The organism is Bacillus sp. FSL L8-0099 (assembly GCF_038006385.1).
In the GTDB taxonomy this organism is placed as follows: Bacteria; Bacillota; Bacilli; order Bacillales; family Bacillaceae_G; genus Bacillus_A; species Bacillus_A toyonensis.
Window position 1 is genome coordinate 404262 of sequence record NZ_JBBOVC010000001.1, and the last position, 16622, is coordinate 420883.

Below are 16622 nucleotides of genomic sequence, written 5' to 3' on the forward strand. Positions count from 1 at the left end.
GAATGACTATGAATAAGACATGGTGGAAAGAAGCAGTTGCTTATCAAATTTATCCACGAAGCTTTATGGATTCAAATGGTGATGGTATTGGAGATTTACAAGGTATTATTGCAAAGCTGGATTATTTAAAAGATTTAGGTATAGATGTAATTTGGATTTGTCCAATGTATAAGTCTCCCAATGATGATAATGGTTATGATATTAGTGATTATCAAGATATTATGGATGAGTTTGGTACAATGGCGGATTTTGATGCTTTATTAGATGAAGTTCATAAGCGTGACATGAAGCTTATTATTGATTTAGTTATTAATCATACGAGTGATGAACATCCATGGTTTATTGAATCTCGTTCATCTAAAGACAATCCGAAGCGTGATTGGTACATTTGGCATGATGGTAAAGATGGTGCGGAACCAAACAACTGGGAAAGTATTTTTAATGGTTCGGCATGGGAATATGATGAAGTAACAGAACAATATTATTTACATTTATTCTCACGTAAACAACCAGATTTAAACTGGGAGAATAAAGAAGTTCGTGAAGTGTTATACAATACAGTTAATTGGTGGCTTGATAAGGGAATTGATGGTTTCCGTGTTGATGCAATTAGCCATATTAAAAAAGAAGATGGCTTCAACGATATGCCAAATCCAAAAGAATTAAAGTATGTACCATCTTTTGATAAACATATGAATGTGGATGGTATTCAACCTTTATTAGAAGAGTTAAAAGAAAATACATTTTCTAAGTACGATATTATGACTGTTGGTGAAGCGAATGGCGTTAAGATTGAAGATGCTGAGCTTTGGGTTGGAGAAGAGCAAGGTAAATTCAATATGGTATTCCAGTTTGAACATTTAAGCTTATGGGATGCAGAAAAGAAGAAAGATCTTGATGTTGTAGGATTGAAAAAGGTATTAACGAAATGGCAAAAAGGATTAGAGAATAAAGGATGGAATGCTTTATATATCGAGAATCACGATAAGCCACGTATCGTTTCAACGTGGGGAGATGATAAACAATATTGGCGTGAAAGTGCAACAGCTCTAGGAGCGATGTATTTCTTTATGCACGGTACACCGTTTATTTATCAAGGACAAGAAATTGGTATGACAAATGTTCAGTTACCAAATATTGAAGATTACGATGATGTAGCAATTAAAAATTTATATCGAGAGAAAATTGCAGAAGGCGTATCACATCAAGATATGATGGAAATTATATGGGCTTCTTGCCGTGATAATTCACGTACACCTATGCAGTGGAACGATGAGATGAATGCTGGTTTCACAACAAGTGCACCTTGGTTTGGCATGAATCCAAATTACAAAGAAATTAATGTTGAAAAGCAAAAAAATGACGAAAAGTCTATTTTCAATTTCTATAAGACAATGATTGCCTTGAAAAAAGAGCACGATGTATTGAATTATGGTACGTACGATTTACTTTTAGAGGACGATCCACAAATTTATGCATATACACGTACGTTACAGGATGAAAAAGTCATTGTAATTAGTAATATCTCAAAAGAGGAAGCTGTGTATAATGAGCCTTTATTTGCACTAGAACGCAAACGTTTGCTTTTAAATAACTATGAAGTTGCGGAACATGAACAATTAACTACAATCACGTTAAAACCTTATGAAACAAGGGTTTATCGCATTTCATAATAAAAAAGGATGCTCCTTGAGCATCTTTTTTTATGAAAAAAAATAAATTTCTATTGCAATGTGAAAACGCTTTTATTAAAATAGATTTATGAAAACGGTTGCGTAAAGATAAAAATAAAGTAACATAAGGAATCGTTTTCATAATAGAAACAGAAATTATAATTTAAATCATTATGTTGTTATAAATAAAGGGGAGGAAGAACAGATGAAAATTACGTCTTTTGATTTTTGGCAAAAGTTCGGGAAAGCATTATTAGTTGTTGTAGCTGTAATGCCAGCAGCTGGTTTAATGATTTCCATCGGTAAGCTAATTGGAATGTCTGCTGGGGATATTAACGCAGTTCATACTATTGCTCGTGTAATGGAAGACATCGGTTGGGCAATTATTACAAATTTACACATCTTATTTGCAGTAGCAATTGGGGGATCTTGGGCGAAGGATCGCGCAGGTGGTGCATTTGCAGCACTATTAGCATTCGTCTTAACAAATCGAATTACAGGAGCAATATTTGGCGTAAACGCTCAAATGTTAGCGGATTCAAAAGCGACAGTTTCTTCAGTATTAGCAGGAGATTTAGTTGTAAAAGATTACTTTACTTCTGTACTTGGTGCACCAGCATTAAACATGGGAGTTTTCGTAGGGATTATCACAGGTTTCTTAGGAGCTACTTTATATAACAAATACTATAACTATAATAAACTGCCACAGGCATTAGCATTCTTTAATGGAAAACGATTCGTACCATTCGTTGTAATTGTTTGGTCTACAGTCACTGCGATTGTATTATCACTTTTATGGCCATTTATCCAAAGTGGATTAAATGAATTTGGTCGCTGGATTGCAGCATCTAAAGATAGTGCGCCAGTTGTTGCGCCATTTGTATATGGAACGTTAGAACGTTTATTATTACCATTCGGATTACATCATATGTTAACGATTCCGATGAATTACACAGAGCTAGGCGGAACATATACGATGTTAACTGGCTCAAAAGTTGGGCAAATTGTAGCAGGACAAGATCCATTATGGCTTGCATGGATTACAGACTTAAATAATTTATTAGCAAGTGGAGATACGAAAGCATATAACGATTTATTAAATAACGTTGTACCAGCTCGTTTCAAAGCTGGACAAGTTATCGGCTCAACAGCAGCGTTAATGGGGATTGCTTTTGCGATGTTCCGTAATGTTGATAAAGAAAAACGTGCAAAATATAAACCAATGTTCTTATCAGCAGCATTAGCAGTATTTTTAACAGGTGTAACAGAACCAATTGAATTCATGTTCATGTTTATTGCACCAGTACTATATGTTGTATATGCTATTACAACAGGACTTGCATTTGCATTAGCAGATTTAATCAACTTACGTGTTCACGCATTTGGATTTATTGAGTTAATTACTCGTACACCGATGATGGTTAATGCAGGACTAACAAGAGATTTAATCAATTTCGTTATCGTTTCATTAGTATTCTTCGGTCTTAACTTTACATTATTCAATTTCTTAATTAAAAAGTTCAATTTACCAACACCAGGACGTGCAGGTAACTATATTGATAATGAAGATGAGTCATCAGAAGGAACAGGAAATGTACAAGATGGTTCATTAGCAACAAAAGTTATTGATTTATTAGGTGGAAAAGAAAATATTGCTGACGTAGATGCTTGTATGACGCGTTTACGTGTAACAGTAAAAGATTTAGATGTTGTTGCACCAGAAGCGCAGTGGAAACAAAATGGTGCTTTAGGACTGATCGTAAAAGATAAAGGTGTACAAGCAGTATATGGTCCGAAAGCTGACGTATTAAAGTCAGACATTCAAGACATGTTAGGTGCGTAATAATATGAAATTGCTAACTTTAAACTGTCACTCTTGGCAAGAAGAGAATCAAATGGAAAAGATAAAATATCTTGCTAAAGTCATTCAAGAAGAAGAGTACGATGTTATCGCATTGCAAGAAGTAAGTCAGTCTATACAAGCTGAAAATGTATGCGGTAACAAGAAAGAAGATAATTTTGGACTTTTACTATTAGACGAGTTAAAAGCGTTGCATGTAAAAGATTACAATATTACTTGGGATTTCTCTCATATTGGTTATGATGTGTATGAAGAAGGATTAGCGATTATAACGAAACATAATGTTATAAAAGAAGATATGTTTTTTGTATCAGAAAATAAGGATACAACGTATTGGAAAACACGCAAAATTGTAAGTGCAACAATTGCTTATAATGGTAAGAACATCACGTTTTACTCTTGCCACCTCGGTTGGTGGAATGACGAAGAAGAATCATTTAAAGATCAAGTGGATTGTTTGATGGAGCGTGTAGATAGCAATGAACTTTCCTTCTTAATGGGTGATTTTAATAATAACGCCCGTTTGCAAGGGGAGGGTTATGAATATTTGATGCAAAAAGGTTTGTACGACACATACGAACTAGCGATTGAGAAGGATGAAGGAACAACTGTCCAAGGCGAAATTGCTGGTTGGGATGAAAATAAACATAATTTGCGAATCGATTTAATATTGTGTAACCAAAGTAAAAGAGTTCGTTCTTCAAAAGTTATTTTTAATGGTACAAACCGAAATGTAATTTCAGATCATTTCGGTGTAGAGGTTCAATTAGATATATAATAGAAGAAATCCTCACAGGTAATAAAAGCTGTGAGGATTTTTTTTAGGAATACAAGTATTTCCAAGAGAAAATACTTGTATTTTTTATGACATTTCCTATATATTTGTTATTATTGAATGTAAAACTAATTTGGTCATTTTGTATGCATACTTTTTTTACTTCGTTATATAATGAAGTAAGTGAAATATTTAATGGAAAAAATAGTGTGTTTTCGTTTAATCCACGATGTAGAAAGTGATATAATTGCAAAATGTATGTATCATTTTCTAAAGAAGGAAAAATATATAATTAGGTGATAACTTCTATGAAACAAATTTGGCGTATTTATAAGACAGATTTACGGAATGTAGCTAAACATTGGGCTGCAATTGTTATTGTTTTAGGGTTAATGATTTTACCATCGTTATATGCATGGTTTAACATTAAAGCTTCTTGGGATCCATATGGAAATACAAAAGAAGTTCCCATTGCAGTTTCTAACCAAGATGCAGGCTCTAATTTAAGAGGGAAAGATATCAATATCGGGGACGAGATTGTAGATTCTCTTAAGAAAAACAAAAATCTTGGCTGGAAATTTGTAGATGAAAAACAAGCAATTTACGGAGTTGAGCGTGGGGATTATTATGCGAGCATTACGATTCCGAAAGACTTCTCTGAAAAAATTGCAACTGTTCTGGATGAAAATCCAAAGAAACCAGAACTGGATTACTATGTGAATGAAAAAGTAAATGCGATTGCACCGAAAATTACAGCAAAAGGTGCATCAGGTATTACAGAAGAAATTAGTAAAAACTTTGTTAAAACAGCAAACGGTGAGATTTTTAAAATTTTCAATGACCTTGGAATCGATTTAGAAACAAACTTACCAAGCATCGAGAAAGTAAAAGATCTTGTATTTAAGTTAGAAGCGCAGTTCCCAGAAATGAATACACTTATGGATAAGGCGTTAGATGATGCGACTCGAGCAGAAGATGTTGTGAAAGTAGCACAAAAAGAGTTACCGGTTGTAGAAAGTGTTATTAATGATGGGCAAGAAGCGTTAGGGAATTTAGATAAGTTCTTTGCGAGAAATGATGAAACATTACAACGTGCTCCAGGAACTATTAAGAATAATTTAATTGTAATGCAAAAAGGTTTAGATGGTGCGGCGGCGATTACAGATTTCTTAAAGAATCCATCATTGGATTTCAATCTGGCACTTCCAGATCCATCTAAATTCCCAGTGTTACCTAATATAACTATTCCGCAGATACCAGAACTACCGCAGGTGAATGGTCAATTGTATAAAGATATTGCTAAAAATATTGATCAAACTGTAAATAATGTATTCGGCTCAATACGTGTTGGAACAACTTATGCACAAGGAGTTATAAATGGGTTACAAAATGGTAATTTTGACCCAGAAAAAGCGAAACAAGATCTTAATAAGGTTTCTGAGAATCTTCAAGGTCGTGTGGATAGTGTTTCATATTTAATTGATGTCTTTACTAAATTTAAAGAATCTGCACCAACTGATTCTGGAAAAGACTTCTTCCAAAAACGAATAGATAAATTAACGAATCTTAAATCAGCTATAGAAAATGCAAACGGCGGCGTTAAAGATGTCGCTAATATTATTGGTACAGGGCAAGAAGTGAAACAAGATGTAAGAGATGCTACTAATAAGAAGTTAGATTCAATAAATAATTTGGTAAACCAAGCGGAGGCAGATTATAATGCAACGTTTGTAGCAGATTTTGAAAAAGCGGTAAGTACGGCTGAACAATTAAAAGATAAAGCTGGAAATGCGCAACAGAATTTAAATCAAGAAATAAAAAAAGTTAACGAGATATTAGACAATGGTAGAGAAGGCTATGATCAGGCTGTAAATAATTACAGCAGATTAAAAACAGAGCTTGAAAAAGCAAGAGAAGACTTAAGTAACAAAGGTGTTAATGGATTAGATTCTACAAAAGTAGCCTTAAATGAATTAAATGGGCAGTTTAAAGCAAGTTGGAATTTAGCTAATGACATGATTCCAGTTCTGGAAAGTACAAATAAAGTTTTAGCGGATGTGAATAGTGATAAAAACCTTAATGGTACAATTTCTAAGTTAAATAAAGCAAAAGATGGTTTGCAAAAAGGAATGGATTTAACTGATAAAGGAATTGACGCTATTAATAAAGGTCAAAAACCAGCAGCAGATGTTATTGAGAGTATTAATGAAGTGTCTAAAAATGTTTCAGCACAATTAGGCGATATTTTGGCTAAATATGATTCAGAAATTACTCCGAATTTCAATGCAGCAATTGCTCGTACAAAAGAGATGTCTAAAAACACAACTCAAATTTTAAGCGAAGCAGACAAAAAGCTTCCAGATGTTAAAAAATTACTAGAAGATTCATCAAAAGGCTTAGTAGACGGTAGAAAGAAATTAGCAGACATTAAAGCTGACATGCCGGAAACTGAGAAAAAGATTAAAGAATTAGCAGATAAAATTCGTGATTTTGAATCTGAAGAAGATTTAAAAGACATCATACGCTTATTGAAAAACGATGTTGAAAAGCAAAGTGATTACTTTGCGAATCCAGTAAATTTAAAAGAGAATAAATTATTTGCGATGCCGAACTACGGTTCAGCGATGTCACCATTCTATACAGTGCTTGCATTATGGGTAGGCGCATTATTAATGGTTTCATTATTAACAGTAGAAGTACATGAAGAGGGCGCAAATTATAAGAGCCATGAAGTTTACTTCGGACGTTTATTAACATTCTTAACGATAGGTCTTTCACAAGCGTTTATCGTATCAATGGGAGATATATTCTTACTCGGTACGTACGTAGTCGATAAATTCTGGTTTGTGTTATTTAGTTTATTTATTGGTGGAGTCTTCGTTTGTATCGTATACTCACTCGTTTCTATTTTCGGAAACGTTGGGAAATCGATGGCGATCATTTTACTTGTACTGCAAGTAGCAGGATCGGGCGGAACATTCCCAATTCAAATGACACCGGCGTTCTTCCAAGCACTTTATCCGTTCTTACCATTCACATACGCAATTAGTGCAATTCGTGAAACAGTGGGTGGAATGCTTTGGGATATCGTAACAAGAGATTTACTTGTACTAAGTGTTTTCGTAGTAGTTATGATTGTTGCTGCATTATTACTGAAAACACCAATTAATAAATCAAGTGAAAAATTCGTTGAGAATGCAAAAGGAAGTAAAATCATTCACTAAAATAAAAGGTTCCTACCAATAGAGGTAGGAACCTTTTTGTTTAATCAAATTTTAATTTTTTTAATGCTTCTGCGAACGGGTTATTTAATGGTTCTTCTTCTTTGTTCTGTTGTTTCAAATATTTTTGAACGTCACGCTTATCAGCTTTGTTTCCAGATTCTTTTTTACGTCTCTCCTGGAATGTCGATAATTTTTCGCGATAGCCACATTTACATGCAAAGATTTGACCTTCACCTTCACCACGTAGTTCTAGTTTCTTCTTACATTGTGGACAACGAGCGTTTGTTGTACGAGATACATTTTTACGATGACCACATTCACGGTCTTGGCAAACGAGCATTTTTCCTTTTTTGCCGTTTACTTCTAGCATTGGTTTACCACAGTCTGGACAAGACTTCGTTGAAATGTTGTCATGTTTATATTTTTTATCACTTGATTTAATTTCAGAAACAATTTCTTTCGTATAGTTCTTCATTTCAGAAATGAAGACTTCTTTTTTCAGTTTACCCTTTGCGATAGCCTCAAGTTTTTGTTCCCATTCACCAGTTAGTGTAGGAGATTTTAACTCTTCTGGTACTAAATCAAGTAACTGACGGCCTTTTGATGTAATGTGAATATCTTTACCACGCTTTTCAAGTAAAAATGAATTGAAGAGTTTGTCGATAATATCTGCACGTGTCGCTACAGTGCCTAATCCACCAGTCGATTTTAACGTATCAGCAAGTTGTTTATTTTGCGTATCCATATATTTTGTAGGATTCTCCATTGCTGAAAGTAAAGTCGCTTCATTAAATCGTGCAGGAGGCTTTGTTTGACCTGATGTTTGCATAATTAACTTTACAGCTAATGTATCACCTTTTTCAATGTGAGGTAGAAGCTGCTCTTTTACGTCATCAGTTACATCATCGTCTTCAAAGCGATTTTCGTATACTTCTTTCCAACCAGCGTGTAAAACCGTTTTTCCGCGTGCAATGAACGTTTCATTACCAACTTTTGTGCGTAACGTTAGTTGCTCGTATTCGAATGCAGGGAATAAAACAGCTAAGAAACGTTTCACAACTAAATCATAAATTTTACGCTCTTTATCTGTAAAGGATGAGAAGTTAACGTATCCTTCTGTTGGAATAATTGCGTGATGATCGCTTACTTTACTATCATCAACAAATGATTTATTAGGCTTAATTGGCTTTTGTAGTACTTTATGTGCTAACGGACGATATTCCCCGACACCGCACGCTTTTAGACGTTCTGGAAGTGTTCCAACGATATCAGATGAAATGTAGCGTGAATCTGTACGAGGATACGTTAACACTTTATGTTGTTCATATAATTTCTGCATAATGTTTAATGTTTCTTTAGCAGAGTAACCAAACTTTTTATTTGCATCACGTTGTAATTCAGTTAAATCGTAAAGGCCAGGAGAGAATGACTTCTTCTGTTTTTTATCAATTTCTACAACAGTGGCATTTTGTTTATCTAGATTTTTTACAATACCATCAATTTTTTCTTTATTAAAACTACGGCTATTACCGTTTGCATCTTGCCAAGTTAGTTTTAACTTATCAGTTGTTTGAGCTTCGATACCATAGTAAGTTTGAGCCTTAAAGTTCTTTATTTCATCTTCACGACTAGCGATCATAGCGACAGTAGGTGTTTGTACACGACCACAATTTAGTTGAGCATTAAAGCGAGTTGTTAAAGCACGAGTCGCGTTAAGACCGATATACCAGTCAGCTTCTGAACGCGCAACTGCTGAAGCGTATAAATTGTCATATGCCTTACCTGGTTTTAAATTTGCAAAACCATCTTTAATTGCTTTATCAGTAACAGATGAAATCCATAAACGTTTAATTGGTTTATTTAGCTTAACTTTATCGATAATCCAGCGTGCGACTAATTCGCCTTCACGCCCTGCGTCTGTAGCGACAATAATTTCATTTACATCTTTTCTAAGTAGCTGGCTTTTCACAGCATTAAACTGTTTACCAGTTTGTTTAATAACCGTTAATTTCAAACGCTCAGGTAGCATCGGTAAATCTTCTAAATTCCACTTTTTATATTTCACATCATAGCTTTCTGGATCTGCTAATGTAACGAGGTGACCTAAAGCCCAAGTTACAATATATTTACTACCTTCAAGATAGCCGTTTCCTTTTTTATCACACTTCAGTACACGAGCAATATCTCGCGCAACGGAAGGTTTTTCAGCGATTACAACGCTTTTTGACATATTAAAAACATCCTTTCAAATTTCCATAAGTTAAATATAGCATACATTTTCTTGAGATTCAGTTTCGCTCGAGGTTTGAGCTGTTTTAGTGGAATGAACAAAACCCCCACTGATTAATGTTTCACTTTATACGGAAAAGTAAAGAACTTGTTATTTTACTAGAATAAGAGTAGACTTTGAAGTAGATGAATAACAAACACATGGGAGTTTGTGGATGCAAACTGAGAGTATGACTAATCCGTCATTGACCATTTGAACCTGTTGGATAATGCCAGCGTAGGGAGAGTGTAAAAGCACATGTTCAGGCACTTTGCATACGCGCAAAGTGCCTTTTTGTGTATCTCCCATCATTATAGTTAGGAGATGAAAAGGATGAATAGGAAAGAAATTAGTAAAGTAGTGGATTTAGTGAGGGAATCTAATCCCCTCGTTCATAATATTACAAATGTTGTTGTGACAAATTTTACGGCGAACGGTTTGTTAGCATTAGGGGCATCGCCTGTAATGGCGTATGCAAAAGAAGAAGTAGCAGAAATGGCTAGTATTGCGGGAGCGTTAGTATTAAATATGGGTACACTTCGTTCTGAAGAAGTAGAAGCGATGTTACTTGCTGGTAAATCAGCAAGTGTGAACAATGTACCGGTACTGTTTGATCCAGTTGGTGCAGGAGCAACATCGTACCGAACAGAAGTTGCGAGACATATTCCAGCTGAAATAGATCTAGCGATAATTCGTGGGAATGCAGCTGAAGTAGCTAACGTTATTAATGAGAGATGGGAAATTAAAGGGGTAGACGCTGGTACTGGCAATGGCAATGTTGTAAATATTGCAAAACAGGCAGCAGAGGGATTGAATACAGTTGCGGTCATTACTGGAAAAGAAGATGTCGTTACAGATGGAGAGCGAACGATTCTTATTCGAAACGGTCACTCTATTTTAACAAAGGTTACTGGAACGGGTTGTTTACTAACTTCTGTAATAGGAGCATTTGTTGCGGTAGAAAAAGATTATGTAAAGGCAGCAGTAGCAGCATTAACATTTTATGGTGTAGCTGCGGAACTAGCAGCTGCTAAGACGGTAGAGAAAGGGCCTGGTAGTTTCCAAATTGAATTTTTAAATCAATTAGCAAATACAACTTCAGATGATATTGAGAAGTATGGGAAGATTGAGGAGTTAGAGTAAGGGGGATGAAACACATGATGCGCATTGAAACCAAGAAAATGTCTAACTTATTACAAGTGTATTTTATTATGGGAAGCAATAATTGCACGAAGGATCCGTTAGCTATATTGAAAGAAGCATTAGACGGTGGAGTAACACTTTTTCAATTTCGTGAAAAGGGAGAAGGGGCTTTAACTGGAGAGGATAGAGTGCGTTTTGCAAAGAAATTGCAGGCGCTTTGCAAGGAATATGGTGTTCCTTTCATTGTAAATGATGATGTAGAATTGGCCATTGAATTAGATGCAGATGGTGTTCATGTGGGACAAGATGATGAAGGGATTACATCTGTTCGTGAAAAGATGGGAAATAAAATTATCGGTGTATCTACACATACAATTGAAGAAGCAAAATGGGCGATTGAAAACGGAGCTGATTATTTAGGCGTTGGTCCTATTTTCCCAACGAGTACGAAAAAAGATACGAAAGCTGTTCAAGGAACGAAAGGTTTAGCTCATTTTAGAGAACAAGGAATTACAGTGCCGATCGTTGGTATCGGTGGGATTACAATTGAAAATACTGCTACCGTTATAGAAGCGGGTGCGGATGGTGTTTCAGTTATTTCTGCAATTAGTTTAGCGGATTCTGCATATGAAAGTACGAAGCGATTAGCTGAGGAAGTAAATAAGTGTTTGTAGATAAAAGACCATGTAGTATGAAAATACTGCGTGGTCTTTTGTCGTATAAAACAAAATATGCCGCCTAAACTAGTATGTATAAACATATATTGTTTCGGAGGCGAAGGCATGATTGTATTTCAGGATATTATAGCTGCTTATGAGAAAATGAAGGGCATTGTACATATGACGCCATTAGATTATTCAAGTACATTTAGTGAGTTATCACAGAATGAAGTGTATTTAAAGCTGGAGAATTTACAAAAGACAGGCTCTTTTAAAGTACGTGGTTCTTATAATAAAATGGTTTCTCTTGAGAAAGGTGATTTAGAAAATGGTGTTGTTGCGGCATCTGCTGGAAATCATGCGCAAGGAGTCGCTTATTCTAGTAATATGCTTAGTATTCCTTGTACGATTGTGATGCCAAAAGGTGCTCCGTTAAGTAAGGTGCTTGCGACAAAAAGGTACGGTGCACATGTAGAATTACAAGGTGCTGTATTTGATGATGCATTAGCTTATGCACTAGATTTAAAAGAGAAGACAGGAGCGAAATTTGTACATCCATTTGATGATGAAGCAGTAATTGCTGGTCAAGGTACAGTCGGTCTGGAAATATTACAACAGTTGGAAGATGTAGAGGCTGTTATTTGTCCTATTGGAGGTGGAGGATTAATTGCAGGAGTTGCGATGGCAATTAAAGAACAAAAGCCATCAGTAAAAATATACGGGGTGCAGACACTTGCTTGTCCGGGAATGAAACAGTCACTTGAGGAAAAGAAGGTAATAACAGTAGAGTCGACGCCAACTATGGCGGATGGAATCGCGGTTAAGAGGCCAGGTGATTTGACATTTGAACTTGTACAACGTTATGTGGACGATGTGTTTTGTGTAGATGAAATGGAAATTGCACGAACGATGTTAATGCTTCTTGAACGGAATAAATTGTTGGTTGAAGGGTCTGGTGCGAGCTCATTAGCTTCTTTGCTTTATCACAAAATCCCAATAAGAGAAAAGAAAGTCGTATCCGTACTAAGTGGTGGAAATGTCGATGTAAACTTTATTTCGCGTATTATTGAGCATGGAATGGTTGAAGCAGGACGCTTCATTCACATCGCGACAATGATTAAAGATAAGCCAGGCTATTTGCACCATTTGCTCGAGATTGTAACAAATTTTGAAGCAAATGTATTAAATATACATTTAGAACGGATTGGTACAAAGGTATTTCCAGGATATGCGCAATTGCACTTGTCATTAGAAACGAAAGATAGAAATCATATTGAAGAAATATTGAGTGGTTTAAAAAAGAAAGGGTATGTTGTAGAAGTTATTGATTGAAAAAATTAAACAAACGTTTAAATAAAAAAGCACAAACCTTTTAAAATTATAGGTTTGTGCTTTTTATTTAAAACATAATTGAAATTAAGAGCATTCCAATTCCGATAGAAGTAAAGGTTGCGATTAGGCCGGGAATCATGAAGCTATGATTTAAAACGTATTTACCGATACCTGTTGTACCAGTGCGGTCGAAGTTAATGGCAGCAACGATTGTTCCATAGTTTGGAATGAAGAAGTATCCGTTTACTGCAGGGAACATAGCAATCAGTAATGCTGGCGGAATACCAAGAGATAGTCCAAGTGGCATTAAAGCACGAACTGTTGCTGCTTGGCTGTACAGTAAAATAGATAGAATGAATAATGCGATAGCAAATAGCCATGGTGCACTTGTAACTAAGTGCTGAATTGATCCTTGAATCATATTTAAGTTTCCGTTAAAGAAAGTATCTCCCATCCAAGCGATACCGAAAATAGCAACAACTGCTGTTGCTCCAGCTTTAAAGACGTTACCAGACACAATGCTTTCTACATTTGGTTTACAGAAAATAATAATAAGAGCTGCGATGGTTAACATAACCATTTCAATTGTGTTTGGCATGGAAAGACGAATTAACTTCCCGTCAACCATCCATCCCGGACGAAGTGCTTCAAATGAACCAAGAAGTACGACAAGGAAAGTTCCTACTAGGAAAAGAATAACTGATAATTTAGCGCCTTTTACACCTACAAATTCTTTTTTCTCTTCAAGTTTAGGAATCATACCTTCTTTTAATCGTTTTAAGTATTCAGGGTCTTCATTTAGTTCTTTCCCCATTTTACTAGCAACGAATGCAGCTACCATACAAGCGATGAAAGTAGAAGGGATACTTACTTTTAAAATATCTAATAAAGTAATTTTATAGTCAGCTAACATTGCTAAAAGGGCAACTGTGGCAGCTGAAATGGGACTAGCTGTAATTGCTTGTTGAGAAGCGATTACGGCAATTGACATTGGTCGTTCGGGTCTAATTCCCGATTCACGAGAGACTTCTGCGATAACAGGAAGTACAGAATAGGCAACGTGACCAGTGCCAGCACATAGTGTGAACAAATAAGTAACAATTGGAGCGAAAAATGTAATGCGCTTTGGATTTTTTCGTAAAGCTTTCTCAGCTAGATGAACAAGATAGTCCATTCCTCCAGCGGCTTGCAAAGCACCAGCAGCAGTAATTACTGCTAAAATCATAAGCATTACATCGATAGGAGGAGCGGTTGGTTGTAAGTGGAAGACAAAAACGAGTATTGCCATACCAACTCCACCCATTACTCCTAAGCCAACTCCGCCTAGGCGTGCACCAATAAAAATGCAGAGTAATAAGGTAAGAAATTGTAGCCAAAACATGATAAATTACCTCCGAAATTCATAAGTTAAGATATATTCGAATAATTTAATTTAAATGAAAATTAATGAAATATCCGAAGGAATCTTTGGTTTATATACGTTTTTTATTATATAACATAAAAAAAGTAACATTCACGTATTTTGTTAAATTATTTCGAAAAAATAATACATTGGAATTTTATATTTATATCTCTAAATAAGTAGACATTTTAATTTGAATGTTGTAACCTTGGAAAGAGAATAATTTAATTCTCATAGAACTCCCATATCGTTCAACTCGTTCAGCGAGAAAGGCAAACTGATGGAAACATGAGTACGCAAAACTACAGGAGCTAAGGCCGAAAGGCTATGCTAGCCAGTTACCGGACGGATAGGGTTGCTCTTGACCAATGCTCTTTTCATTGGTCTTTTTTTTATTTGTAAACAAATGAGAATCATTGTCATTTGTTGGGATTTATATTTTAATAGTTTTACTTTATATTATATTAATTAAGAAAGGTGATGTTGATGAAAAAGTATTGGCATAAGTTGTCGTTTCTTCAAAAGAATGTATTGTTAACTGTGTTAGTTATTTTGACGCTTGTTGGTACTATGGGAGCGTTAAGTTTTAACATGTTTCAAAATAGTATGATGTCTATATTTGAAAGACATTCTTTTGAAACAGGAGATACGGTATTACATAAATTAGACGAAGAAATAGTGAGAGATGTTACAAAAGACCCAGTGGCACAAAGAGAAAAGAGAGAGAAGTTAACAGACAAATTAGATGAAGCAACGGAAGAATTGAATAGTGTTGGACAAACCTATATTGTTGGAGCAAAAAAAAATGAAAAAGGTGAGTTACTAATCGTCGATTTGGCTACAGGGTTAGCAAAGGTTGTTGAAGTAAGGCCGGGAGAATATTATAAACAACCAGATCTTTGGATGAAAGCATATGATAAAGTAATGAACACGAAAAAAGCGAACATGACAGAAGTATATGAAGATCAATTAGGGTCATGGGTAACGATATTAGAGCCAATTAAAGATGGAGACGGAAATATTGTGGCACTTGTTGCAGCTGATGTAGATGCCTCTATTGTTCCTAGTACAAAGGAAAAGTTCATTATACAAGGTTTAATGTTTATTTGTATTTCTGTTTTAATTGCAACTGTTATTCAATTCTTAATTGTACGTAACGCACTTGCTCCATTGCGAGATTTACGTGAAGGATTGCGCAAAGTCGGTGAAGGTGATTTAAGTATTAAATTAGAGGAAAGATCAGATGATATTGGTATTATTAATGCGTATTTTAATAATACCATCGAGAAGTTTAAAGGAATTGTAGATAAAGTGAAGCAGACAGCAGAACAGGTTTCCTCATCTTCAAAAGAATTGTCAGTGAGTACGAAAGAGAATAGCATGGCAGTTCAAGAAATCGTAAGTTCTATGGTTGGGTTAAGAGCTGGCGCTCAGTCACAAGAAACTTCAGTACCACAGTATTTAGGTATTGTATATGAAATGGAAGAAAAGATAGAAGAGATAAAAAATGCTGCAGAACAAATGGCGAAAGAGTCTGAAGGTATGGAGCATCATTCAGTAAAAGGAAATAGTGTTATTGAACAGGTGATGAATCAAATGAACATAATACAAAATGCAGTACAGGATGTATCTTCTATCATCTATTCATTGGAAACAAGATCAAAAGAAATTAGTGATATTGTAACTGTAATTACAGGTATTTCTAATCAAACTAATTCGTTAGCTTTACATGCTTCTATTGAAGCTTCACGTGCTGAGGCAACCGGAAAGGGATTTGCTGTTGTTGCTGATGAAGTGAGTAAATTAGCAGAGCAGACGAAAGCACCAGCAAAAGATATAGCAAAATTAATAGGGGAAACACAAGCTGAAATGAAAGAAGCTGTTGTTTTAATGCAAAAGGCTTCAAAAGAAGTAGAATCTGGAATTAAATTTGTTCAAAGTAGTGATGCTTTCTTTGAACAAATTTCAAAATCAGCACAATCTGTTACCAATCAAGTTAGAGCTGTTTCTAGCAATTCAAGTGATATATTGCAAAATAGCAAAAATATTGTTCGTGTTGTAAATGAACTATCACATATCGCAAATATGTATGCGAATGGTAGTAGTAATATTGAAGCGAGTATGAAAGAACAGGAAATGTCTGTACAAGATATTGCTGAATTAGCGAGTTCTTTAAGCTGGCTTTCACAGGAGTTACAAGAGTTAATTGGGGAATTTAAAAGTTAAATGAAATGATTATACATGCTTTTGTTTGTTCAATAAAATAAATCATGCTACAATGAGA

The 16622-nt window shown here is 35.2% G+C and carries 10 protein-coding genes and 2 riboswitches; of the genes, 8 read left to right on the forward strand and 2 right to left on the reverse strand.

What is annotated here, in order from left to right:
- Positions 1-8 precede the first annotated feature (8 nt).
- From MHH42_RS02140 to MHH42_RS02155, 4 genes are all read left to right on the forward strand, one after another.
- Positions 9-1673: a glycoside hydrolase family 13 protein gene (locus MHH42_RS02140; protein WP_001044720.1), complete on the forward strand. Its 1665-nt coding sequence runs from the start codon at positions 9-11 to the stop codon at positions 1671-1673.
- A gap of 205 nt (positions 1674-1878) precedes the next feature.
- Positions 1879-3516 (forward strand): PTS transporter subunit IIBC, encoded by a 1638-nt coding sequence (locus MHH42_RS02145; RefSeq protein WP_000705554.1) that lies wholly within the window; start codon positions 1879-1881, stop codon positions 3514-3516.
- Positions 3517-3520: 4 nt separating this feature from the next.
- Entirely contained in the window at positions 3521-4312 is a 792-nt protein-coding gene (locus tag MHH42_RS02150; RefSeq protein WP_340892840.1) for an endonuclease/exonuclease/phosphatase family protein, read from the forward strand.
- Positions 4313-4617: 305 nt separating this feature from the next.
- A complete protein-coding gene (locus MHH42_RS02155) occupies positions 4618-7533 on the forward strand; it encodes a YhgE/Pip domain-containing protein (RefSeq protein ID WP_340892842.1) in 2916 nt (971 codons plus the stop codon).
- 40 nt (positions 7534-7573) lie between these two features.
- Here MHH42_RS02155 and topB read toward each other — a convergent pair whose 3' ends face one another.
- Entirely contained in the window at positions 7574-9763 is a 2190-nt protein-coding gene (gene topB, locus MHH42_RS02160; protein WP_000047306.1) for a DNA topoisomerase III, read from the reverse strand.
- 190 nt (positions 9764-9953) lie between these two features.
- A riboswitch (TPP riboswitch) is annotated at positions 9954-10063 on the forward strand.
- 72 nt (positions 10064-10135) lie between these two features.
- On the opposite strand from topB, the gene thiM reads away from it, so the two are divergent.
- From thiM to ilvA, 3 genes are all read left to right on the forward strand, one after another.
- On the forward strand, positions 10136-10945 hold the full coding sequence (thiM, locus tag MHH42_RS02165) for a hydroxyethylthiazole kinase (protein WP_097854199.1): 810 nt from the start codon (positions 10136-10138) through the stop codon (positions 10943-10945).
- Between the two features lie 14 nt (positions 10946-10959).
- Positions 10960-11619 (forward strand): thiamine phosphate synthase, encoded by a 660-nt coding sequence (gene thiE / locus MHH42_RS02170; RefSeq protein ID WP_016107450.1) that lies wholly within the window; start codon positions 10960-10962, stop codon positions 11617-11619.
- A 108-nt stretch (positions 11620-11727) separates the two neighbouring features.
- Entirely contained in the window at positions 11728-12936 is a 1209-nt protein-coding gene (gene ilvA, locus MHH42_RS02175) for a threonine ammonia-lyase (RefSeq protein ID WP_016107451.1), read from the forward strand.
- 67 nt (positions 12937-13003) lie between these two features.
- On the opposite strand, the gene MHH42_RS02180 is transcribed toward ilvA, so the two are convergent.
- Positions 13004-14317, reverse strand: a complete 1314-nt coding sequence (locus tag MHH42_RS02180; RefSeq protein ID WP_016107452.1) for an anaerobic C4-dicarboxylate transporter family protein — start codon at positions 14315-14317, stop codon at positions 13004-13006.
- Positions 14318-14599: 282 nt separating this feature from the next.
- Positions 14600-14684, forward strand: a riboswitch (cyclic di-GMP riboswitch).
- Between the two features lie 140 nt (positions 14685-14824).
- Between MHH42_RS02180 and MHH42_RS02185 the strand changes: the two genes are divergently transcribed.
- Complete coding sequence (locus tag MHH42_RS02185) at positions 14825-16564, forward strand: methyl-accepting chemotaxis protein (protein ID WP_340892848.1); 1740 nt, start codon at positions 14825-14827, stop codon at positions 16562-16564.
- Positions 16565-16622 lie beyond the last annotated feature (58 nt).

Coding starts and splice junctions, on each gene's coding strand:
- topB (WP_000047306.1), bottom strand. CDS start 9,763: ATGTCAAAAAGCGTTGTAATCGCTGAAAAACCTTCCGTTGCGCGAGAT.
- MHH42_RS02145 (WP_000705554.1), top strand. CDS start 1,879: ATGAAAATTACGTCTTTTGATTTTTGGCAAAAGTTCGGGAAAGCATTA.
- MHH42_RS02185 (WP_340892848.1), top strand. CDS start 14,825: ATGAAAAAGTATTGGCATAAGTTGTCGTTTCTTCAAAAGAATGTATTG.
- MHH42_RS02140 (WP_001044720.1), top strand. CDS start 9: ATGAATAAGACATGGTGGAAAGAAGCAGTTGCTTATCAAATTTATCCA.
- MHH42_RS02180 (WP_016107452.1), bottom strand. CDS start 14,317: ATGTTTTGGCTACAATTTCTTACCTTATTACTCTGCATTTTTATTGGT.
- thiE (WP_016107450.1), top strand. CDS start 10,960: ATGATGCGCATTGAAACCAAGAAAATGTCTAACTTATTACAAGTGTAT.
- MHH42_RS02155 (WP_340892842.1), top strand. CDS start 4,618: ATGAAACAAATTTGGCGTATTTATAAGACAGATTTACGGAATGTAGCT.
- thiM (WP_097854199.1), top strand. CDS start 10,136: ATGAATAGGAAAGAAATTAGTAAAGTAGTGGATTTAGTGAGGGAATCT.
- ilvA (WP_016107451.1), top strand. CDS start 11,728: ATGATTGTATTTCAGGATATTATAGCTGCTTATGAGAAAATGAAGGGC.
- MHH42_RS02150 (WP_340892840.1), top strand. CDS start 3,521: ATGAAATTGCTAACTTTAAACTGTCACTCTTGGCAAGAAGAGAATCAA.